Origin of the sequence: Martelella radicis, assembly GCF_014196625.1 — a bacterium.
GTDB lineage: Bacteria > Pseudomonadota > Alphaproteobacteria > Rhizobiales > Rhizobiaceae > Martelella > Martelella radicis.
Genome location: NZ_JACIDZ010000010.1, coordinates 50,864 through 71,062, shown reverse-complemented (window position 1 = coordinate 71,062; position 20,199 = coordinate 50,864). Strand labels below are relative to the sequence as shown.

Genomic DNA, 20,199 nt, shown 5'->3' with positions numbered 1-20,199 from the left:
CCGCATTGATCAATAGGCGTGTCCGCCGCCGTTGATGTCCTTGTCGGTCACCTTGCCCCACATGATGTGGAAGACCCACGACGTGTAGGCGAGGATGATCGGCACGAAGATGACGGCGCAGACCAGCATGATGAACAGCGTCAGGTGGCTCGACGATGAATCCCAGGCCGTCAGGCTGGCAGCGGGCTGCTCCGACGACGGCAGGATGAAGGGGAACATCGCGACGCCGGGCGTTGCCACGACGCCGAACACGGCAGCCGAGGACGACAGCATGGCAAGCGCAGGCTTCGAGCCTTTCAACCCAATGAAGGCGCCGATCGCACCGAGGAAGCCGAGCGCAGGCGCCAGCATCATCCACGGATAGCGGCCGTAGTTGACGAACCAGGCGCCCTGTTCACGGGCAACATCGTTCAGCAGCGGGTTCGAGGGGCCTGCAGCATCGACGGCGCCGGTATAGGCGTAACCATCAATGCCGTAATAGAGCCAGACGCCGGCAAGCGCGAACAGCACGATCAGCGCGAGCGCGGAGACCGAGCCATAGGCGCGGGCGCGGTCGTTGATCGGGCCTTCCGTCTTGGTCGACAGGTAGGCCGCACCATGCATGACGAGCATGGCAACGCAGACCAGACCGGCAAGTAGCGCGAAGGGGTTCAACAGGCCGAAGAACGAACCGTCGTAGAAGATGCGAAGGTCGTCATCGAGCCGGAAGGGAACGCCCTGCAGCACATTGCCGAGCGCCACGCCGAAGATCAGCGTCGGTACGAAGCCGCCGATGAACAGCAGCCAGTCCCAGGTGTTGCGCCAGGTGGCGCTTTCGCGCTTGGAGCGATACTTGAAGCCGACCGGGCGCAGGATGAGCGCGAACAGGATCGCGAACATCGCCAGATAGAAGCCCGAGAAGGATACGGCGTAGATCGCCGGCCAGGCGGCGAAGATGGCGCCGCCGCCGAGGATGAGCCACACCTGGTTGCCTTCCCAGACCGGGCCGACCGTGTTGACGACGATGCGGCGTTCGGTGTCACCCTTGGCAACGAAAGGCAGAAGCGTTGCCGTGCCGAGGTCGAAGCCGTCCATGATGGCGAAGCCGATCAGCAGGACGCCGAGCAGCAACCACCAGATCACGCGGAGGACTTCGTAGGAGATGAGATCGTGTAGTACCATGATGATTTACTCCGCGGGTGTCATGGTGCCCTGAACGCGGCGGAAGCCGAGCACAGGCATCTCGGGTCCGTTGTCCGGCTGCGGTCCCTTGCGGATCGCGGCGAGCATCAGGCCCATTTCGATGATGAACAGCACCGTGTAGATGGCGACAAAGCCGGCGAGCGTCAGAAGCAGCGTGCCTGCACCGAGGCTGGAGACGGCAAGTGCCGTCGGCAGGATGCCCTCGATGATCCACGGCTGACGGCCGAGCTCGGCGACGATCCAGCCCGCTTCTGCGGCAATCCACGGCAGCGGAATGATCCAGACCGCGACATGCAGCAGCCAGCGATGTGCATCGAGGCGGCGGCGGGCCGACAGGTAGAAGAAGGTCGCCATGACCGCGATGAACAGGAAACCGCAGCCGACCATGATGCGGAACGACCAGAACAGCGTGCCGACCGGCGGAACGAGGCTGTTTGCGGCCTGTTCGATCTGGGCGGGCGTTGCCTGGCTCGGATCGTCGACGAAACGCTTCAGAAGATAGGCGTAGCCGAGGTCGTTGCCATATTGTTCGAAGGCGGCCTGGTCGGCCGTATCCGGCGTACCGGTGCCCATGTTGGCGCGCATATTGGTGAGCGCGGTATAGGCCTGGATGCCGTTTTCGATCCGGGTCTTGCCGCTTTCCACCAGCTCGTTGATGCCCTGGATGGGCGTATCAAGCGAACGCGTTCCGATCAGACCCATAACCCACGGGATCTTGACGGCGTAATGCGTCTCGCGATCCTGCGTGTCGGGAATGCCGAACAGGGTGAAGGAGGCTGGCGCCGGTTCGGTATCCCACATGGATTCGATTGCCGCCAGCTTCATCTTCTGGTGTTCGGTTGTCAGATACCCGCTTTCGTCACCCAGCACGACCACCGAAAGGGCAGCGGCCAGGCCGAAGGAACAGGCTACCGTCATCGACCGCTTGGCAAGCTCGGAGTGCCGGCCCTTCAGCACGTACCAGGCGGAAACGCCGAGCACGAAGACCGAAGCGGTGACATAACCGGCCGAAACGGTGTGGACGAACTTGGCCTGGGCGACCGGATTGGTCAGAACGGCGAAGAAGTTCGAGACCTCCATACGCATGGTGACCGGGTTGAAGGTCGAGCCGACCGGGTTCTGCATCCAGCCATTGGCGATCAGGATCCACAGAGCCGAGAGGTTCGAGCCGATGGCCACGCACCAGGTGGTGATCAGGTGGGCGACCCGCGACATGCGGTCCCAGCCGAAGAAGAACAGGCCCACGAAGGTTGCTTCGAGGAAGAAGGCCATCAGTCCTTCAATCGCGAGAGGCGCGCCGAAGATGTCGCCGACATAGTGGCTGTAATAGCTCCAGTTCATGCCGAACTGGAATTCCATCACGATGCCGGTCGATACGCCGAGCACGAAATTGATGCCGAACAGCGTCCCCCAGAATTTAGTCATTTGCCGCCAGATCTTGCGGCCTGTCATGACGTAGGTCGTTTCCATGATCGCAACGATCATGGAAAGGCCCAGCGTCAACGGCACAAACAAAAAGTGGTATAGCGCCGTCATAGCAAATTGAAGGCGCGATAGCGCCACGATGTCCAGTTCCATTGCGTCTCTCCCGCGTTCAAACCGGGTCTCAAGTTTCATCGGTTTTGCCGGACCAACGGCAAGACCGCATTTCGTTATTGGAGGCCGGGGTCTAGTCCGGCCTCAAGGCGGCGAGCGCGGCGTCAAAGCCGTGTTCGCCTCGTTTGGGGGCGGAAATGATCCGTCCCGAATCGATTACAAGCAGCCGGTCGGCGATTTCCGCCTCCCTGCGGATATGCGTCGCGACGAGAAGCGTACGGCCCTCGCTGGCACGCGCATTGATCCGTGACATGACATCGCGCGCCGTTTTGCCGTCGAGGCCTTCGGTCGGCTCGTCGAGCAGGAACACCGGCGTGTCGCGCAGAAGCAGGCGGGCAAGCGCCAGACGGCGCGACTGGCCGCCGGAAAGGCCGATGCCCTGTTCGCCGAGATCGGTATCAAGGCCTTGTGGCAGGGCGCGAACGGTTTCACCGAGTCCGGCCGCATCGAGTGCCGCCATCATGGCGTCGTCATCGGCGGCAGGGGCCGCGATCTTCAGGTTGGCGCGCAGCGAATCCTGGAAGAGCTCCGTGCGCTGGCTGAGGATCGTCGCGTCAAGGGCAGCGACGGTTCCGGCCTGAGGTGCGGCCTCGCCGGCAAAAAGCGCCATGATCGAGGATTTTCCCGCACCGCTGGCGCCGATCAGCGCGACCTTCTCACCGGTCTTCACGGAAAGCGAGAGGTTCGAGACGGCGGCGCGGGCGCGGCCCTCGTAGCGCATCGTCACATTATCGAGCGCGAGCGCATGGCCGGGCTTAGGCGATTCCGGCCGGAAACGGCTGCCAGGCTCGGCATCAAGGCGCGGCGAAAGGCGGCGCGCGGCCAGAAGCGTGCGGCCGAGCTCCATTGCGCCGCGGCGCAGGCCGGCAAAGGGCTCGAGCGCGGCAAAGGCGATCAGCAGGGCAAGGGCTGCCAGCGGCGCCGTCACCGTACCGGCGGATGCCAGCGCCGCACCGGCCAGCAGCACGCCGGACAGGATGAAGGCGGTGACGATGTCGAAGCCGAAACCGGCATTGGTCTCGATCCGGTTCAGCGCCAGATCCGAGGCATGTTCGCGAGCGTCGGCCGCCGCAACGCGGGCGCGCTGGTCCTGAAGACCGCCGGCAAAGGCAAGCTCGCTCTGGCCGGCAACCAGATCAACCGCGCGGGCGCGCAGTGCCTCCTGCGCATGGGCGCGGCGACGCGCCGGTCTTTCGGCAAAGCGTGCGGAAAGGGCAGGGATCATGAGGCCCGGAATGACGATCGCGGCGCCGACGGCAAAGGCAAGCGGCCAGGACAGCGCGCCGAGTGCCGCGATGGTGACCAGCCCGGCAATGATGGCGACGAAACCCGGCACCAGAACCCTGAGATAAAGCGAATCCAGAGCGTCCACGTCAGCCGTCAGGCGGAACAGCAGGCGGGCGGGGCGCAGCGCAAGCGCCTTCGCGGCGCCCGGCGCGGCAAAGCCCTGAAACAGGCGCACGCGCAGGCCGGCGAGCACCCTGAGCGTCGCGTCATGGGTCTGCAGCCGCTCGAAATAGCGTGCCGCCGTGCGCGACAGCGCCAGAAAGCGGATGGCAGCCGACGGGGCGAAGACGTCGAAGGCAAGGGCGGTGGCGGTCGTCAGCCCGGCAATGGCCGCGGCGGTGACGAACCAGCCGGAAACGCCGAGAAGGGCAATACCGGCAAGCACGGTGGCAGCCGAAAGGGCAGCGCCCGCCATCAACCCGCCGCGCCGTTCGCGCCAGAAAAGCCGGATGATCGGAACGAGGCTTGTGAACTTGCCGGCTCTCATCGCGCGACCTCCCGGAAATCCTCGTTGAGGCGGATGACGCGGTCCATGCGCTCGGCGAGCAGCGGGTCATGGGTGGCGACGATCAGCGTGCGGCCGCTTGAAAGCGTCAGCAGCGCCTCGGCGATATCGCTTGCCGTGCGGTGATCGAGATGGGCGGTCGGCTCATCGGCGATGATCAGCCCGGCGGCACGATTGGCGGCAGCGCGCGCCAGCGTCAGCCGCAAGGCCTCGCCGCCGGAAAGTCCCGCGCCGTTCTCGCCGACCATGGCGTTGCCATGCGCCTCGGCCACATGATCGAGCGAGGCAAGCTTCAGCGCATCGGCCACGGCCTCGCGGGAAATGTCGTTGCGGTGCAGGCGGATATTGCCGGCAATCGAGCCCGCGAAGAGATGCGGGTTCTGGCCGATCCAGGCCATGCGGGTGCGAAGCCGCGCGGCATTGGCATCATCCAGCGTCACGTCGTCAATCAGGATGCGGCCATGGCGAAGTTCGGCAAGGCCTGCCAGCAGCGCCAGAAGCGTCGACTTGCCGCTGCCCGACGGGCCGAGCAGGGCGACATGTTCGCCGGGAGCAACATGGAGATTGAAGCCCTCGAACACCGGGTCGCGCGAGCCCTGATGGACAAAGCCGAGATCGCGGAACTCGACGCTGACCGGGTGGACCCGATCCGATGCTCTTGCCGGAGCGACGTCTTCCGTCTCGGCGCCGACCATTGACAGGCCGTCCTCGGCCAGTTTGTCGAGGGCGGAAAGGGCGGCCTCACCCGCCGCGCGGTCGTGCCAGACGGAAGAGAGCATGCGCAGCGGATCGAAGAAGGCGGGGGCCAGAAGCAGGATGAACAGGCCTTCCGACAGCGTCAGCGTGCCGCCCCAGGCGCCGAAGCCGATCTGGCCAAGCAGGTGAAAGCCGATATAGGCCGCCGCCATGGCGACGCCGAGCGCGGAGAAGAGCTCGAGCACGGCAGAGGTCATGAAGGCGATGCGCAGCACCGACATGGTGCGACGGCGAAGGTTTTCCGCGCGGAGCGTCAGGCGGCGGGAGACGAGATCGACGGCATCAAAGGCGCGGATCGTTGAAAGGCCGCGCAGCCGGTCGAGGAGAAAGGCATTGAGCGTGCCCATGTCGGCGAGGTGCTTTTCGCTCGCCGACTGCGCGCTCCAGCCGATCAGCGCCATGAAGACGGGGATCAGCGGGGCGGCGATCAGGAGAACGAGGCCGGCGATCCACGAGAACGGAAAGATGACGGCGAGAATGGCAAGCGGCACGACCGTGGCCTTGAACCGGGCCGTCTGGAACCGCGCCAGATAAGGCACGATATGCTCGGCCTGTTCGGCGATCACGCTTGCCGCCTCACCGGAGGCCACGCGGCTGGTATCGAGCGGCGAACGGCGGCTGAGGGCCGCAAGGGCGGCCTCGCGCTTTTCGCTGAGGATCGCACGGGCGGTCCTGTAGGCAAGCCGGCTGCCCGCACGTTCGGCGATCGCCTTCAGAAAACCGAGGGCAAGAACGGCGGCTGCAAGCGGCAGCACGGCCGAAACGCCCTCGCCGCGTGCGATCAGGCCGATGCCATGGGCCAGACAGGCCGCCTGCGGCAGCCACATCAGTTCGGCGAAGGTCTGCAGCCAGGCGGCAATCTTCAGCCCGCGCGGCTTGGGCGCACGGGCGCGCCGCTGGCTCTTCTGCGCGGCGGAGGCAGGGCGCACGGCAGCGCGTTCCGCGCGGGTTTGCCCGTGCGACGCGTCCTTCCGTTCGTCGGCGGCTTTTTCAAAGACAAGCTCGCTCATGCCTCAAACCTTCTCATTCTGATCGCGCCCGGCCTTGCGGCCGAACGATGTCATCTTGTCTGCAGTCTCGAGCAGCCGCGTTACCCGCGCCCCCATGCCGAGCAGCATCAGCAGCCTTTCCGTCTCCAGGCCCTTCACATCGTCGTACCAGGACGAGAGCCTTGCGATCAGGTCATGCATTTCGCCCATGCGTTTCTGGGCGTATTCCTCATCCTCGTCGCGCGGCGTGCGCGTGGTCACTTCGGCAAGAAGGGCGAGCGTCGGGTCGACTTCCCGTTTTTTCCGCTCCTCCGCCAATGTCCGCAGGATGGACCAGACGTCCTCCGGCGTCGTGTAATAGTCGCGCCGGTCACCCGGCCTGTGCCTCAGGAGAACCAGCCCCCACGACTGTAGCTCCTTCAGTCCGGCGGCCACGTTGGACCGCGAAATCTTCAATTCGTTCACCATGTCGTCGGCGCAAAGCGGCTCGCGCGAGGCATAGAGAAGAGCGTAAATCTGTCCCACCGATCGGTTGATACCCCAACGGCTGCCCATCTCGCCGAAATGGAGAACGAAATCCTGTACGATGGGCGACATTGTCATCGGCTATCCTGATCGGGCTGTATTTTCAGTTTTTTCTGAAAACTCTGTACCGCGATATCTGATATCGTGCAAGGCCATCCCCGCCCGACATCAAATTGCGCAACCGAACCCCCTTCTATTTCAACGGGTTTAGCCGAGAGGGCCCGCGGGCAATTTGATTTATGTCATGCAGAACGAAAAAAGCAGAATGCGCCCTCCGGTTGTATCCCGAAAATTCAGGTGTTACCGAATTAACCGGAATTGGGTCGAAGCGGGGGAGGATGTGCGTGCGCCGGTCAGGTGCGCGAGGCGCTGAAGAAACGGCCGAAGATAAGCGGCACGAGGACAACCAGAACGGCAGGAAAGACCAGCCAGTTCATCAGGCTCCAGCCGTTATCGGTGTTGACGAGGGCGCCGGCGAGGAAGGAGGCAGAGGCCACCGAGCCAAACACCAGGAAATCGTTCAGCCCCTGCACCTTGCCGCGTTCTTCCGCCGTATGGCAGTCGGTGATCATCGCGGTGGCGCCAATGAAGCCGAAATTCCAGCCGACGCCGAGCAGGATGAGGGCGACCCAGAAATGGGTGAGGCCGAGACCGGAAAGCGCGATCGCCGCGCAGGCCGCGATCAGGACAAGGCCCGTGGCGGCGATCGTCTCCTTGCCGAAACGGGCAATCAGCCGGCCGGTGAAGAAACTGGGGCCAAACATGGCGAGCACATGCCACTGAATGCCGAGCGTCGCTTCGCCGACCGTATGTCCGCAGGCGACCATGGCCAGCGGCGTCGCCGTCATGATGAAGGCCATCAGCGCGTAGGATACAACGCCGGTGCCCGCCGCCAGGATAAAGCGCGGCGAGCGCGCGATTTCCGACAGCCGCCGCCCGCCGGACAGATCGACGGCGGCTGCCTTGTCGGCGCGCGGCACCTTCAGCTGCGAAACCAGAAGCAAAGTGAGAAGGGCAAGGACCGAGAGACTGACGAAGCTTACCACATAGGGCTGCCCCAGTATGGCGTCGCTCGTCCAGAATACCACCTGCGGTCCGATGATCGCCGCAGCCAGTCCGCCGATCATCACCCGCGAGATCGCCACCGCCTTCATGTCGCCGGAGACCGAATCGGCGGCGGCAAAGCGGAAGCTCTGCAGATAGGCGCCGTAAAGCCCGATCAGGATGGTGCCGATGCAGAAGATGAGGAAGGTGGAGGCGGCAACGCCCGTGGCGGCCACAAGTCCGCCGCAGATGCCGATCAGCGCGCCGAAGATATAGCCGAGCCGGCGGCCGACCCGGCGCATGATGAAGGCGGCCGGAAGCGTGCCGGCGGCAACGCCGAGATTATAGAGGCTGACGGGAACCGTGGCGAAGGCCGGATCGGGCGACAGGAGCTGGCCGACAATGCCGCCAAGCGAGATCACGATGGGCGGCGCGGCCCCGCCGACGGCCTGCGACAGGGTGAGAATACGAATATTGCGGCGTGCGGTGTCCGGGCTGTCGGCGGTGGTCATCGGCAGGTAAGGGGCTCCGGGCTCATGCCCATATGTTGTGTGGCAGGCTAGCGCATCGTGCTTTCCGAAAATCGATTCCGATTTTCGGAAAGCACGATGCGCAGATTCAATAGGTTAGAGCGTCCTTTGTGCGTCCGAATGGACGCACGGCGCTCTAGCTAGCCCGGTTGCGGTCTTTCACGCAATAGGCGTCATAAAGCGTCGTCAGGATCTGACGCGCGGGTTCGCTCTCGATCCGGTACCAGATCGTCTGTCCCTCGCGCCGGCCGGCGATCAGCTTCTCGCGCCGCAACAGCGCCAGATGCTGGGAAACGGTGGAATCCCGGATGCCGAGAAAATCCGCAAGCTCGCCGACGGACCTTTCGCCATCGATGAGCTGGCAGAGAATGAGAAGCCGGTGACGATTGCCTAGCGCCTTCAACAGCTCGCAGGCTTCATCCGCGGATTCGACCATGTTTTCGGATTCAATCTTCATAATTTCGTATATACGATTTTTTCTAGAGAAGTCAAGATCGAAACCCGTGCGGTCCCGCGGCGGCCAAAAAAGGACAATCTGATCCTGTTACAGCCTAGTGGATGAAGTTGGCAATGGCGAAGCCCTGCTTTTCCAGCCCGCTGCGCACGGCCTGGGCGATCGCGAGCGCCTCGGGCGCGTCGCCATGGACGCAGATCGAACCCATCGGCGTCTCAAGCCGCTTGCCGGAGACGGTGACGATCGCGCCTTCGCTGACCATTTCGACAACCCGCCAGGCGGCCGCATCCGGATCGCGGATTACCGCCCCCTTCATGCCGCGCGGCACCAGAATGCCCTCGTCGGTATAGGCGCGGTCGGCGAAGATTTCCGAGACCACGGTCAGTCCCATTTCCTCGGCGATGCGGTGCTGCTGGCCGAGCGCGATGGCGAGGCAGATCAGCGAGGAATCGACCGCCTTGATCGCGTTGCAGATCGCGCGCGCCACCGCCTCGTCATGCTGGGCGAGATTGCCGAGCGCGCCATGGGGCTTCACATGGGTGATCGGGTGACCGACATATTGCGAGACCGCCTGGGCGGCGCCGATCTGGTAGGCGACAAGCCGCTCGATCTCGCCGACCGAATAGGGGATCTGCCGGCGGCCAAAGCCCATCAGGTCGGGAAAGCCCGGATGCGCGCCGACGGCGACATTGCGCTCGCGCGCCAGTGCAAACGTCCTGGCCATGATGTCCGGATCGCCGGCATGGAAGCCGCAGGCGATGTTGGCGGAAGAGACGATCTTCAGCATCGCAGCGTCGTCGCCCTTCTCCCAGGCGCCGAAGCTTTCCCCCATGTCGCAGTTGATGTCGATCCTCTGGCGCGTCACGGTCTCGCCTCCCTGTGGTTCCGGCATGTTGTCCTGCCAATGTAGGGGCTTGCGGGACGGTCAAACAATGGATTTTTCATGGTTTGGCTTGCATTTTCATCATGCTGTCTATGCGAAAATGCATATCTTCAGAGGTTGGTTCCGCCTGTTGCGGGGGCGTTCCTGCCTTTCCTTCCGCCTGGAAATTCTCTATTGGCGGAGTAAGCCGAGCCCATGGAGTGAGATGATGAAAAGCCTGACGATCCGCCGCCCCGATGACTGGCACCTGCATTTGCGCGACGGCGCGATGATGGAGGGTGTGATCGGCGACACGGCCCGCGACTTCGCCCGCGCCATCATCATGCCCAATCTGGTGCCGCCGGTGGTAACGGCCGCCGATGCCGCCGCCTATCGCGAGCGGATCATGGCGGCGCTGCCGCAAGGCGCGGCCTTTACCCCGCTGATGACGCTCTACCTCACCGAGACGACCGACCCCGAAGATGTCGCGCGGGCTTTCGAAAGCGGCCTCGTGACCGCCGTCAAGCTCTATCCCGCCGGCGCCACCACCAATTCGGCAAGCGGCGTGCGCAATTTCGACAACGCCATGCCGGTGCTGGAGAAGATGGCGGAGATCGGGCTCAATCTCTGTGTCCATGGCGAGGTCACGAGCGCCGATGTCGATATCTTCGACCGTGAGGCCGTGTTCATCGACACCGTGCTCGATCCGCTGCGCAAGCGCCTGCCAGAGCTGAAGATCACCATGGAGCACGTGACGACGAAGGACGGGATCGACTATATCTCGGCGGCCGAACACAATCTCGCCGGCTCGATCACCACGCATCACCTGATCATCAACCGCAACGACATCCTCGTCGGCGGCATTCGCCCGCATTACTACTGCCTGCCCGTGGCAAAGCGAGAGGCGCACCGCAAGGCTCTTGTCGCGGCCGCGACTTCGGGCAACGCCCGCTTCTTCCTCGGTACCGATTCTGCCCCGCATGTGGATCCGGCCAAGGAATGCGGCTGTGGCTGCGCCGGCATCTATACAGCGCCGAACACGATGAGCTGCCTTGCCCATGTGTTCGAGAACGAAGACGCCCTCGACCGCCTCGAGGCCTTCGCCTCGCTCAACGGTCCAGCCTGGTACGGCCTCGCGCCGAACGAGGAGACGGTGACGCTCGTCAAGCGCGACGAACCGATCGACTATCCCAGAAAGCGGGAGACGGGCGCCGGTCCGGTGACGGTGTTCGATCCGAAATTCCCGCTTTTGTGGGCGGTTGAGCGATAGCGCGGGCTGCCCAGAACGCGAAAAGGCCGGGCGAACCCGGCCTTCCTGCAAACAAACCAATGTGGGCGGAACGCCCCTAATTGGCGTCCTCCATCTCCGGTTCCGGCTCGGCATCGGCCTTTGCCGCCTGCAGCTCATCGACCGCCTTGGCCGGGTCCGCGGGGAAGGCGGCGTCGGTGATGTTGCCTTCCAGAAGGTCGATCGCGTATTTCAGCTGGACATCGTCCTCGGTCTCGCGTGGCACATAGGCCACCGAACCCGAACCCTCGTCGGTTTCCTCGTCGCCCTGGATATGGCCGCGCAGAGCGCTTTCGCCTTCCGGGCGGATCACGCCTTCCAGATCTTCCGGCAGCACCTGTTCGACGATGATGTCGGGACTGATGCCGGTGCCCTGGATCGAGGTGCCGGACGGCGTGTAATAAAGCGCGGTCGTCAATCTCAGCGAACCTTCGACGCCAAGCGGCACGATGGTCTGGACCGAGCCCTTGCCGAAGGTGCGGGTGCCGACCAGCGTCGCCCGCTTCAGGTCCTGCAGCGCGCCGGCGACAATTTCGGATGCAGACGCCGAGCCGCCATTGACGAGAACGATCAGCGGCTTGCCGTTGGTGAGGTCGCCGGGGCCCGCGTCGAAGCGGCGGGTCTCGCTTGAATTGCGGCCGCGGGTGGAGACCACCTCGCCTTCATCGAGGAAGGTATCGGCCACGGCAACGGCCTGGTTGAGGAAGCCGCCGGGGTTGAGGCGCAGGTCGAGGATATAGCCCTTGAGCTGGTCATCCGGCACTTCGGCGCGGATTTCCTCGATCGCGTCATTCAGGCTCTCGTCCAGCTTCTCGTTCATGAAGGTCGAGATCCGGATATAGCCGATATTGTCGTTTTCGACCCGCCATTTGACCGATTGCACCGGAATGACGCCGCGCACGATGGTCATCTCGATCGGCTTGGCAACGCCATCGCGGATGATGGTGATGTCGATCGGCTCGCCGACCTCGCCACGCATGCGGTCCACCGCATCGTTGAGCGACATGCCGCGCACGCTTTCGCCGTCGATCTCGACAATGCTGTCGCCGGCAAGGACGCCGGCATTGGACGCCGGCGTGTCATCGATCGGGGCGACGACCTTGACGACCTCGTCCTCCATCGTCACCTCGATGCCGAGGCCGCCGAACTCGCCTTTCGACTGGTCGCGCATCTCCTCGGATTCTTCGGCCGTCATGTAGCTTGAGTGCGGATCGAGCCCGCTCAGCATGCCGTTTATCGCATCCTGGATCATCTTTTCTTCGTCAGGCGGCGAGACATACTGGCTGCGCACGCGTTCGAAAACATCGCCGAACAGCGACATCTCGCGATAGGTGCTGTCGTCACTTGCCGCGCGCGCCGGTATGTCGGCGGAAACCAGAATGCCGGTCGCCGAGGCGCCGATCACAGCGCCTGCCAGCAGTAGCGTTGCCCTACGTATCATTGCGTGCCTTTCCATCATTTTTGTCCGCCCACCAAGGTCCGGAATCGACCGGCTTGCCGTTTTGCCGAAGCTCAATGTAGAGCGTCGGCCTGTCTGTTTCCAGCGCCAGCGTCGCAGCGCTTGCGATGCGCCTGGCGCCCATCTGCGCAAGGGGTTCGCCGGAGAAAACGAAATCGCCCTGATGCACCTTCAAACCCTCCATGCCCGTCATCACCAGATGATAGCCGTCGCCGACATTGAGGATGATCATCTCTCCGTAGCTTCTGAAGCGCCCGGCGTAAACCACCGTTCCGTCCGCCGGCGCCGTCACCAGAGCGCCAGGGCGCGCCGCGACGGTGATGCCGGTCGCCTCATGGCCCGTCCCGTCTGGATCGCCGAAGCGGCGCAGAATGTCGCCAGCCACCGGCAAAACCAGCCGGTTCTTCAGGTCAGAAAACGGATATGCGGGCGTAATGCGGTTTTTATCGGGCGAAGATGTGAGCGCGCGGGTGCGGGCCTCTTCCCGTTGCGCTTCGCTCATCTGCCGGCGGCGCTCTTCCTCCTGCCGGGCCAGCAGCGCCGCGTTGCGCGCGGAGGTTATTTCGGTCTCGAGCGAGGCAATCAGGCCGTTGAGGTCGGTGGCGCGCGCGGCAAGCGCCTCGGCCTGGCGCCGTTCCTCGGCAAGCGCCTCGGCGCTTTCGGCGCTCGCTTTCTCGTTTTCGGCAATCAGCATGTCCATGCGCCTGGTTTCCTCCGCCAGGCTGTCGAGGTCGGCGGCAAGCGCGTCGCGCGCATTCTCGCGTTCCTGCTTGACCGCCTGCAACGATCTGAGATCGCCGAGCACGCTTTCCATGCGCGCGCGCATCTCGGGCACCACGCCGTCGAGCAGAATGGCGCTGCGGACGGAATCGAGCGCGTCGCCGGGAGCGACCAGCAGGGCAGGCGGCGGGTCGCGGCCCATGCGCTGCAGGGCCGCCAGAACATCGGCCAGCACATCGCGCTCCTCGTTCAGCGAAGCCTTGAGGACGGTTTCCTCTCCAGAAAGCTCGGCGATGCGGGCCTCGCTCTCGCCGATCTGCTCCTCCAGGGCGCGCCGTCGGTCGGCGGAATCCACCAGCGCCTGTTTCAGGCTGGCCGTGTCGCCGGCAAGCTTGTCGATCTCGCTTTGCAGGCCGGCGATCTTTTCTTCCGAAACGGTGATCGAACTGCGGATCGTGTCGAGCTCGATCTCGGTTTCGCTACGCCTTTCGGAAAGCCTGTCCACCAGTTCGCGGGAATCGGTCTGCGGTGCGGGATCGGTCTGGGCAAGGCTCGTGCCGGGCGCAGTCCATGCCGCAGCCGCAAGCAGCATCAGGCTGCATGCGGTGAGGAAACGCACGGTATTGACCCTGGCAAAGCCCATTCATCCTGACTTTCGGTTGGAGCTCAAGCGCAGCCGATATAGAACGCCGACAGGTTAACGAAAGCCGAACATCTTTATAAGACACAAAGTTTTGAAGCGGTCATACCCGGTGATAGGGGTGGCCGGCCATGAGGGTGACGGCGCGGTAGAGCTGTTCGGCAAGCAGGATGCGCACGATCTGGTGCGGCCATGTCATGGCGCCGAAATTGACGGTCAGGTCGGCACGCTCGACCAAGGTCGGATCAAGCCCGTCGGCGCCGCCGATGGCGAAGATCATCTCGCGCTTGCCGTGATCGCGAAAGGTCGCGATCTTCTCGGAAAAGGCGGGGCTGTCGAAAGACTTGCCGTTTTCGTCCAGCAGCACGAGAACGGTCTCCGGGGAGAGGACCGCTTCCAGCGCCTGCGCCTCCTCGCGCTTGCGGGTCGCGGCATTGCCGGCGCGGCTTTCATTGACTTCGTGGACACGGGTGAAATCGATGCCCTGCGCCTTGCCGGTTTTCTTCAGCCGGTCCAGATAGCGGGCGACCAGGTCCTTCTCGGGACCGGATTTCAGCCGCCCGACGGCGAAAATGCCGATCTGCATTGTATTTTCCTTGGTGCGTCCGGTCGGACGAACGGTACTTCAGGCCAAAGCTTACAGTGCCCGCAAGATCCGTCTGGTTTGGACCGAAGCGGGACTTTCGGGCCAGCGCGAGGCCACAAAAATCATACCCGCGCGCTTTGGCGCGGCAAACAGCGGTCACAGGCGCCTTGATCCCAGGCGCTAGTGCAGCCGTCCCTCGTTCATTTCAGGCGCGGACCACATCTTCTCGATATTGTAGAATTCGCGGACTTCCGGCCGGAACACATGGACGATCACGTCACCGGTGTCGATCAGCACCCAGTCTCCGGCCTCCTGGCCTTCAACCTTGGGCGTGCCCGCACCCGATTGCTTGATGTCCTTGACCAGATGGTCGCAAATCGCCACGACATGACGGTTCGAGCGACCGGACACAACCACCATGTGGTCGCCGAGCGCCGATTTTCCCTTGATGTCGATGGTCACGATATCTTCAGCCTTCGAATCCTCGAGGCTGGCGAGGACGGTGGACAAAGCCTGATCTGCGGCATGGACGCCGCTTTTCCTGCTCTTCGGTGCAGCATCGTCTGCGGCACCCTTCGCGTGCAATGTTGTCAGGGGTCTTCCTTTCTTCATGGACCGGAACAAGCACGATTGCGACTCGTGACGCGCACAAGTCCCCCTAAAGATAGGAGCCAATGGGGGTGTCGCGCAAGGTTTTCCTTGAAATCGATGCCGCGTGCAGCCTTCAGAGAATGCGGAAGGCAAGGCAGGTGGCGTCGTCGCTGACCTTGTAGCGCGGGAAGCGCTCGCCTTCCGGATCCTCGATCCGTTCGATCTCGCGCAGGCGTTTGAGCAGGGCGGGCAGGCCTTCGGCAAAGGCCGCATCGATCAGCTCCGACGGGTTGAAAACGTCGTAATTGTCGCTGAGCGCGGCGAAGCCGTCGGACGAGAGCAGGCCGCGGGCAGGGGCAGCAATGCCGGTTTCCTCGCGCACGATTTCGTTCGCCGCTTCCGGCACCAGGCCGAGCGTAAAGATCCGCCCGCCCGGCATGTTGTGTTTCGAGCGGCTTTCGCGCAGGGCCGCGCGGGTCTTCTCGTCGCCGCCGATGTCGTTCTTGCCGCCGAAGCCGCCGGTGCGTGCCAGGTGGGCGCGGGCGGCGGCGATTTCCTTCGTCCGGTTGCCTTTCAGGGCCGTGGTCTCGAACACCTGCCCATCGGCCTCGGATTGCAGGAACAGGCGGCAGTCGCCGAGCCCGTAGGAGACAAGCCGGTCGCCTTCGATCCTGAGCATCTGGAAGGCGGCGGCCGGCCACATGTAGCGCGGCAGATCGCCGGTCCCGGCTGCGGCAAGATAGGTTTTGCGCGCCTCAGCGTTGAGGCGTGAGACGATGTCGGAAACCGGGCTTGCGCCTCCAGCCTGCGAGAACGCAGCGAGGGCTTGGTCGGCCAGCCAGGACGCGTCGCTCGGAAAATCCGTCATCACCTGCCGGTCGGCAATGCCGGTCGCGCCGTCGATGACGAAGGCGCTGTGTTCATTTGCGCCTGCGCGGTCCTCGCTGTGGCCGCCGGGCTTTCCCGGATCGTTCAGCCTGTCGACGATCTCAATCCGCATGCTTGCTTCCACGCCTGAGCGCCGTTGAACTGACATTGGAGCGGGGCCCATGGATGAAGGTCCAGGCCGGCGGCGTCATCCGTGCCAGAGACCTCGCATCGCGTTCGGGGATACGCGCTTTGTGAAGCGTGCGCGCGGCCTTGGAGGAGAGGAAGGTCAGCGTCGAGCCGGGCCTGTCGATGACGGCAAGCGGCACGGTGCGGGCAATCGTGCGCCATTCCTGCCAGCGGTGAAAATCGCCGAGATTGTCGGCGCCCATGATCCAGACAAAATGGACGCCCCGGTTTCGACGGACGATATGACGGATGGTGCGGGCCGTATAGGCGGTGCCGATCGTCCTCTCGAGTGCCGAGACGCGGATGCGCGGATCGCGCGCCAGTTTCTCACTCATGGCCAGACGGTCGGAAAGCGGCGCAAGACCATTGCCGCTTTTCAGCGGGTTGCCGGGCGTGACGAGCCACCAGAGCTGGTCGAGACCGAGGCGCTGGATCGCGAGGCTCGCCACCAGGAAATGCCCCTCATGCGGTGGATTGAACGATCCGCCGAACAGGCCGACCGTCATGCCCGGCTCGCAATAGGGCATGGCAAGATAGCGTCTGTCGATCGTCTCCTCGGTCAAACTGTCAGGCCCGCGTCTGTCCCGTGCCGCGCACAAGATATTTGAACGAGGTGAGCTGTTCGACGCCGACCGGTCCGCGCGCATGCATCTTGCCGGTGGCAATCCCGATCTCCGCACCCATGCCGAATTCGCCGCCGTCGGCAAATTGCGTCGAGGCATTGTGCAGCAGGATGGCGGAATCGATCTCGTTGAAGAAACGCGAGACGACCTCGTGATCCTCGGCGATCACCGCTTCGGTGTGGTGCGAGGAATATTTACCTATGTGCTCGATCGCGCCGGAAATGCCGTCGACGAGCTTCACCGAAATGATCGCGTCGAGATACTCCGTGGTCCAGTCGGCATCACTCGCCTCTTCGCGGTCGCGGGCATAGTCGATCATGTCGTGATCGACGCGCACCAGGCAGCCCTTTTCCTCCAGCGCTTCGATCAGCGGGGTCGCGAAGGTCTCGGCGGCGGCCCGGTCGATCAGCAGCGTTTCGGCCGCGCCGCAAATGCCGGTACGGCGCATCTTGGCGTTGACGACGATGGCGCGCGCCATGTCGAGATCGGCGGACTTGTCGACATAGATGTGGCAGAGGCCTTCCAGATGGGCAAAGACCGGAACCCGCGCTTCCGTCTGCACGCGGGCGACGAGGCTTTTGCCGCCGCGCGGCACGATCACGTCGATATTGCCGGACAGGCCGGACAGCATCTCGCCGACGGCGGCGCGGTCGGTGGTCGGCACGATCTGGATCGCGTCCTCAGGCAGGCCGGTTTCCGCAAGCCCCGCCTTCAGCGCGCCGTGGATCGCGCGCGCCGAATGGGCAGAATCCGAACCGCCGCGCAGGATCACGGCATTGCCGGCCTTCAGGCAGAGCGCGCCGGCATCCGCCGTCACGTTCGGCCGGCTTTCATAGATGACGCCGATGACGCCGAGCGGCGTGCGCACGCGCGAGATCGTCAGCCCGTTCGGTCGGTCCCATTCGGCGATCAGCTTGCCGACCGGATCGTCCAGCGCGGCAATGGCGCGGATGCCGTCTGCCATGGCGGCGATGCGGGCGTCATTGAGTTCAAGCCGGTCGATGAAGGAGCCGGTGATGCCGTTTGCGCGCGCGGCTGCGACATCCTTCTCGTTTTCGGCCAGGATCTCCGGCGCGCGCGCCTCGATCTCGCGGGCCATGGCGGCAAGCGCCTGGTTCTTGGTCTCGGTCGGGGCGATCGCTAGCTTGTGGGCGGCGGCGCGGGCGCGCGTTCCAAGCTCGCGCATCACGGCGGCGATATCGTCTTTGTGAACCTGATCAAGCATGGGTCGAACCTTCGTTCTGTTTCTTCTTGCCGACGGCGGCCATCACCAGATCATCGCGGTGGACCATGGCCGCGCGGGCGGGATAGCCGAGAATCGCCTCGATATTCACAGTCTTCTGGCCGGCGATCATGCGCGCTTCGTCGCTGTCATAGCCAGACAGTCCGCGCGCAACCTCGCCGCCTTTCAAGTTGACGATCGCCACAGTGTCGCCGCGCGAAAAATGACCGTCAACCGCCGTCACGCCGGCCGGCAGAAGGCTGTTGCCGCGTTTGAGCGCCGCCACCGCGCCATCATCGATATGGATCGTGCCGGCGGGCAGAAGCTGGCCGGCAATCCATGTCTTGCGGGCATTCACCGGCGTGTGCGAGGCGTGGAACATCGAATGGCGCGCGCCGTCCTCGATCGCCCTCAGCGGGTGGTCGATCTTGCCGGAGGCGATCACCATGGCGCAGCCGGCGGCGGTCGCGATCTTGCCGGCCTCGATCTTGGTATGCATGCCGCCGCGCGACAATTCGGAGGCAGCACCGCCCGCCATCGCCTCGATCTCGGGCGTGATCGCCTCGATCTCCGCCAGAAAATGCGCATGGGGATCGAGATGCGGCGGGGCCGTGTAGAGCCCGTCAATGTCGGAGAGCAGCACCAGCAACTCCGCGCCGATCATGGTCGCCACGCGTGCGGCCAGTCGGTCATTGTCGCCGTAGCGAATCTCCGAAGTGGCGATCGTGTCGTTCTCGTTGATGATCGGAACGGCGCCGGCTTTCAGGAGCTGCAGGATCGTGGCGCGGGCGTTCAGATAATGCCGCCGCTCCTCGGTGTTCTGCAGCGTCAGCAGAATCTGGCCCGCGAGAATGTCGTGGTGGCGCAGGCTCTCGGTCCAGGCGCCGGCAAGGCCGATCTGACCGACGGCGGCAGCCGCCTGAGCCTCTTCCAGCTTCAGCGTGCCGGAATGGCTGTGCAGCACGGTCCGCCCCAGCGCGACCGCGCCGGAGGAGACAACCAGAACCTCGACGCCTGCCGCCTTCAGTGCGGCGATGTCGTCGCACAGCCGGTTCAGCCAGTCATGTTTGAGCCCGCGCGCGCGGTCGACCAGCAGCGCCGAGCCGATCTTGATCACGATCCGCCGATAATGCGTCAGCGAACGGTGCATGCCGTTCATTGTCAGGGCTCCCACTTGTCATGCCGGCCCTTGTCGATGCCCCGTTCGGGCGCGGCAATGCCAAGGCGTACCTCTTCGGCGCGGATGATCTCGGCAAGGGCCGACAGTACTTCGGTCATGCCCTTCTGGGCAACGGCCGAGATCGCGAAGACCTCGCCGCCGGATGCCTCTTCCAGCGCCTTTTTCTTTTCCGCAAGCGTCTCGTCGTCAAGGATGTCGATCTGAGACAATGCGACGAGCTCGTGCTTGTCAGCGAGTTCATGGCCATAGGCCTGAAGCTCGTGTCGCACCGTGCGATAGACGGCGGCGACATCCTCTTCCTGGGACGAAACCAGATGCAGCAGCACGCGGGTGCGCTCGACATGGCCGAGGAAGCGGTCGCCGATGCCGATGCCTTCATGCGCGCCTTCGATCAGGCCGGGAATATCGGCGAGAATGAATTCCCGCCCATGGATGCTGGCAACGCCAAGGTTTGGATGCAGCGTCGTGAACGGATAATTGGCGATCTTCGGCCGCGCGCGGGTCACGGTCGCGAGAAAGGTCGACTTGCCGGCATTGGGCAGGCCGATGAGCCCGGCATCGGCGATCAGCTTGAGGCGAAGCCAGATCGTCTTTTCCTGGCCTTCGAGGCCGGGATTGGCCCAGCGCGGGGCCTGGTTGGTCGCGGTCTTGAAATGGGCGTTGCCGAAGCCGCCATTGCCGCCGGAGGCCAGCCGGTAGCGCTCGCCGATCTCGGTGAGGTCGCAGATCAGCGTCTCGCGGTCTTCCTCGAAAATCTGCGTGCCGACCGGCACCTTCAGCGTCACGCTCTTGCCGTTGGCGCCGGTGCGGTTGCGCCCCATGCCGTGGCCGCCGGTCTCGCCCTTGAAATGCTGCTGGTAGCGGAAATCGATCAGCGTGTTCAGCCCTTCGACCGCTTCCACCCAGACATCGCCGCCGCGTCCGCCGTCGCCGCCGTCCGGGCCGCCGAACTCGATATATTTCTCGCGGTGAAACGAGACAGACCCTGCCCCGCCATCGCCGGAGCGGATATAGACTTTTGCCTCATCGAGAAATTTCATGGTTCGTCGCTTTTGTCTTCAGGTGTGTGGGGTAAAACCGACCGCATCGTTATCGCCCAGTGGC

General features: G+C 64.0%; 18 protein-coding genes. 1 reads left to right on the top strand and 17 read right to left on the bottom strand.

The genetic code is table 11. The features are described 5' to 3' along the window. Positions 1–9: 9 nt before the first annotated feature. The 8 genes from cydB to GGR30_RS14880 form a co-directional block, all read right to left on the bottom strand. Positions 10–1,161 carry a cytochrome d ubiquinol oxidase subunit II gene (gene cydB, locus GGR30_RS14915; RefSeq protein ID WP_183487677.1) on the bottom strand — a complete coding sequence of 384 codons (1,152 nt, stop codon included), beginning with the start codon at positions 1,159–1,161 and terminating at the stop codon, positions 10–12. A 6-nt stretch (positions 1,162–1,167) separates the two neighbouring features. Then, a complete protein-coding gene (locus tag GGR30_RS14910) occupies positions 1,168–2,760 on the bottom strand; it encodes a cytochrome ubiquinol oxidase subunit I (protein ID WP_183487675.1) in 1,593 nt (530 codons plus the stop codon). A 91-nt stretch (positions 2,761–2,851) separates the two neighbouring features. Beyond that, positions 2,852–4,552, bottom strand: coding sequence for a thiol reductant ABC exporter subunit CydC (gene cydC / locus GGR30_RS14905; RefSeq protein WP_183487673.1), 1,701 nt, complete (start codon positions 4,550–4,552; stop codon positions 2,852–2,854). Then, a complete protein-coding gene (gene cydD, locus GGR30_RS14900; protein WP_183487671.1) occupies positions 4,549–6,336 on the bottom strand; it encodes a thiol reductant ABC exporter subunit CydD in 1,788 nt (595 codons plus the stop codon). Before cydD ends, cydC begins: the two co-directional genes overlap by 4 nt. A gap of 3 nt (positions 6,337–6,339) precedes the next feature. Continuing rightward, a complete protein-coding gene (locus GGR30_RS14895) occupies positions 6,340–6,918 on the bottom strand; it encodes a GbsR/MarR family transcriptional regulator (protein WP_183487670.1) in 579 nt (192 codons plus the stop codon). A 275-nt stretch (positions 6,919–7,193) separates the two neighbouring features. Then, positions 7,194–8,396 carry an MFS transporter gene (locus GGR30_RS14890; RefSeq protein WP_183487668.1) on the bottom strand — a complete coding sequence of 401 codons (1,203 nt, stop codon included), beginning with the start codon at positions 8,394–8,396 and terminating at the stop codon, positions 7,194–7,196. Positions 8,397–8,550: 154 nt separating this feature from the next. Then, positions 8,551–8,871: an ArsR/SmtB family transcription factor gene (locus tag GGR30_RS14885; RefSeq protein ID WP_183487666.1), complete on the bottom strand. Its 321-nt coding sequence runs from the start codon at positions 8,869–8,871 to the stop codon at positions 8,551–8,553. A 94-nt stretch (positions 8,872–8,965) separates the two neighbouring features. Then, on the bottom strand, positions 8,966–9,760 hold the full coding sequence (locus GGR30_RS14880) for a LamB/YcsF family protein (RefSeq protein WP_210288063.1): 795 nt from the start codon (positions 9,758–9,760) through the stop codon (positions 8,966–8,968). Positions 9,761–9,959: 199 nt separating this feature from the next. Between GGR30_RS14880 and pyrC the strand changes: the two genes are divergently transcribed. Next, the gene (gene pyrC / locus GGR30_RS14875; protein ID WP_183487664.1) at positions 9,960–11,000 is read left to right on the top strand and encodes a dihydroorotase; all 1,041 of its coding nucleotides are present in this window, start codon (positions 9,960–9,962) and stop codon (positions 10,998–11,000) included. 76 nt (positions 11,001–11,076) lie between these two features. On the opposite strand, the gene GGR30_RS14870 is transcribed toward pyrC, so the two are convergent. The 9 genes from GGR30_RS14870 to obgE all read right to left on the bottom strand — a co-directional run bounded on the left by GGR30_RS14870 (position 11,077) and on the right by obgE (position 20,135). Then, positions 11,077–12,459, bottom strand: coding sequence for a S41 family peptidase (locus GGR30_RS14870; protein WP_183487661.1), 1,383 nt, complete (start codon positions 12,457–12,459; stop codon positions 11,077–11,079). Further along, the gene (locus tag GGR30_RS14865; RefSeq protein ID WP_246413906.1) at positions 12,449–13,840 is read right to left on the bottom strand and encodes a murein hydrolase activator EnvC family protein; all 1,392 of its coding nucleotides are present in this window, start codon (positions 13,838–13,840) and stop codon (positions 12,449–12,451) included. Before GGR30_RS14865 ends, GGR30_RS14870 begins: the two co-directional genes overlap by 11 nt. Before the next feature lie 100 nt (positions 13,841–13,940). Beyond that, complete coding sequence (gene rlmH, locus GGR30_RS14860; protein ID WP_183487659.1) at positions 13,941–14,423, bottom strand: 23S rRNA (pseudouridine(1915)-N(3))-methyltransferase RlmH; 483 nt, start codon at positions 14,421–14,423, stop codon at positions 13,941–13,943. Positions 14,424–14,603: 180 nt separating this feature from the next. Continuing rightward, entirely contained in the window at positions 14,604–15,035 is a 432-nt protein-coding gene (gene rsfS / locus GGR30_RS14855) for a ribosome silencing factor (RefSeq protein WP_138747535.1), read from the bottom strand. A gap of 112 nt (positions 15,036–15,147) precedes the next feature. After that, on the bottom strand, positions 15,148–16,014 hold the full coding sequence (locus GGR30_RS14850; protein WP_183487657.1) for a hypothetical protein: 867 nt from the start codon (positions 16,012–16,014) through the stop codon (positions 15,148–15,150). Further along, on the bottom strand, positions 16,004–16,597 hold the full coding sequence (locus GGR30_RS14845; protein WP_183487904.1) for a nicotinate-nucleotide adenylyltransferase: 594 nt from the start codon (positions 16,595–16,597) through the stop codon (positions 16,004–16,006). The genes GGR30_RS14850 and GGR30_RS14845 overlap by 11 nt, the downstream gene beginning before the upstream one ends. Before the next feature lie 40 nt (positions 16,598–16,637). Further along, positions 16,638–17,918 (bottom strand): glutamate-5-semialdehyde dehydrogenase, encoded by a 1,281-nt coding sequence (locus GGR30_RS14840; RefSeq protein ID WP_183487655.1) that lies wholly within the window; start codon positions 17,916–17,918, stop codon positions 16,638–16,640. Beyond that, a complete protein-coding gene (proB, locus tag GGR30_RS14835; protein ID WP_183487653.1) occupies positions 17,911–19,074 on the bottom strand; it encodes a glutamate 5-kinase in 1,164 nt (387 codons plus the stop codon). Before proB ends, GGR30_RS14840 begins: the two co-directional genes overlap by 8 nt. Before the next feature lie 2 nt (positions 19,075–19,076). Then, on the bottom strand, positions 19,077–20,135 hold the full coding sequence (gene obgE / locus GGR30_RS14830; protein ID WP_183487651.1) for a GTPase ObgE: 1,059 nt from the start codon (positions 20,133–20,135) through the stop codon (positions 19,077–19,079). Between the last annotated feature and the right edge of the window lie 64 nt (positions 20,136–20,199).

What these genes read in the sequence shown, in the direction of transcription:
- cydB (WP_183487677.1), bottom strand. Translation starts at nt 1,161, where the DNA reads ATGGTACTACACGATCTCATCTCCTACGAAGTCCTCCGCGTGATCTGG.
- GGR30_RS14910 (WP_183487675.1), bottom strand. Translation starts at nt 2,760, where the DNA reads ATGGAACTGGACATCGTGGCGCTATCGCGCCTTCAATTTGCTATGACG.
- cydC (WP_183487673.1), bottom strand. Translation starts at nt 4,552, where the DNA reads ATGAGAGCCGGCAAGTTCACAAGCCTCGTTCCGATCATCCGGCTTTTC.
- cydD (WP_183487671.1), bottom strand. Translation starts at nt 6,336, where the DNA reads ATGAGCGAGCTTGTCTTTGAAAAAGCCGCCGACGAACGGAAGGACGCG.
- GGR30_RS14895 (WP_183487670.1), bottom strand. Translation starts at nt 6,918, where the DNA reads ATGACAATGTCGCCCATCGTACAGGATTTCGTTCTCCATTTCGGCGAG.
- GGR30_RS14890 (WP_183487668.1), bottom strand. Translation starts at nt 8,396, where the DNA reads ATGACCACCGCCGACAGCCCGGACACCGCACGCCGCAATATTCGTATT.
- GGR30_RS14885 (WP_183487666.1), bottom strand. Translation starts at nt 8,871, where the DNA reads ATGAAGATTGAATCCGAAAACATGGTCGAATCCGCGGATGAAGCCTGC.
- GGR30_RS14880 (WP_210288063.1), bottom strand. Translation starts at nt 9,760, where the DNA reads ATGCCGGAACCACAGGGAGGCGAGACCGTGACGCGCCAGAGGATCGAC.
- pyrC (WP_183487664.1), top strand. Translation starts at nt 9,960, where the DNA reads ATGAAAAGCCTGACGATCCGCCGCCCCGATGACTGGCACCTGCATTTG.
- GGR30_RS14870 (WP_183487661.1), bottom strand. Translation starts at nt 12,459, where the DNA reads ATGATACGTAGGGCAACGCTACTGCTGGCAGGCGCTGTGATCGGCGCC.
- GGR30_RS14865 (WP_246413906.1), bottom strand. Translation starts at nt 13,840, where the DNA reads ATGGGCTTTGCCAGGGTCAATACCGTGCGTTTCCTCACCGCATGCAGC.
- rlmH (WP_183487659.1), bottom strand. Translation starts at nt 14,423, where the DNA reads ATGCAGATCGGCATTTTCGCCGTCGGGCGGCTGAAATCCGGTCCCGAG.
- rsfS (WP_138747535.1), bottom strand. Translation starts at nt 15,035, where the DNA reads ATGAAGAAAGGAAGACCCCTGACAACATTGCACGCGAAGGGTGCCGCA.
- GGR30_RS14850 (WP_183487657.1), bottom strand. Translation starts at nt 16,014, where the DNA reads ATGCGGATTGAGATCGTCGACAGGCTGAACGATCCGGGAAAGCCCGGC.
- GGR30_RS14845 (WP_183487904.1), bottom strand. Translation starts at nt 16,597, where the DNA reads ATGCCCTATTGCGAGCCGGGCATGACGGTCGGCCTGTTCGGCGGATCG.
- GGR30_RS14840 (WP_183487655.1), bottom strand. Translation starts at nt 17,918, where the DNA reads ATGCTTGATCAGGTTCACAAAGACGATATCGCCGCCGTGATGCGCGAG.
- proB (WP_183487653.1), bottom strand. Translation starts at nt 19,074, where the DNA reads ATGAACGGCATGCACCGTTCGCTGACGCATTATCGGCGGATCGTGATC.
- obgE (WP_183487651.1), bottom strand. Translation starts at nt 20,135, where the DNA reads ATGAAATTTCTCGATGAGGCAAAAGTCTATATCCGCTCCGGCGATGGC.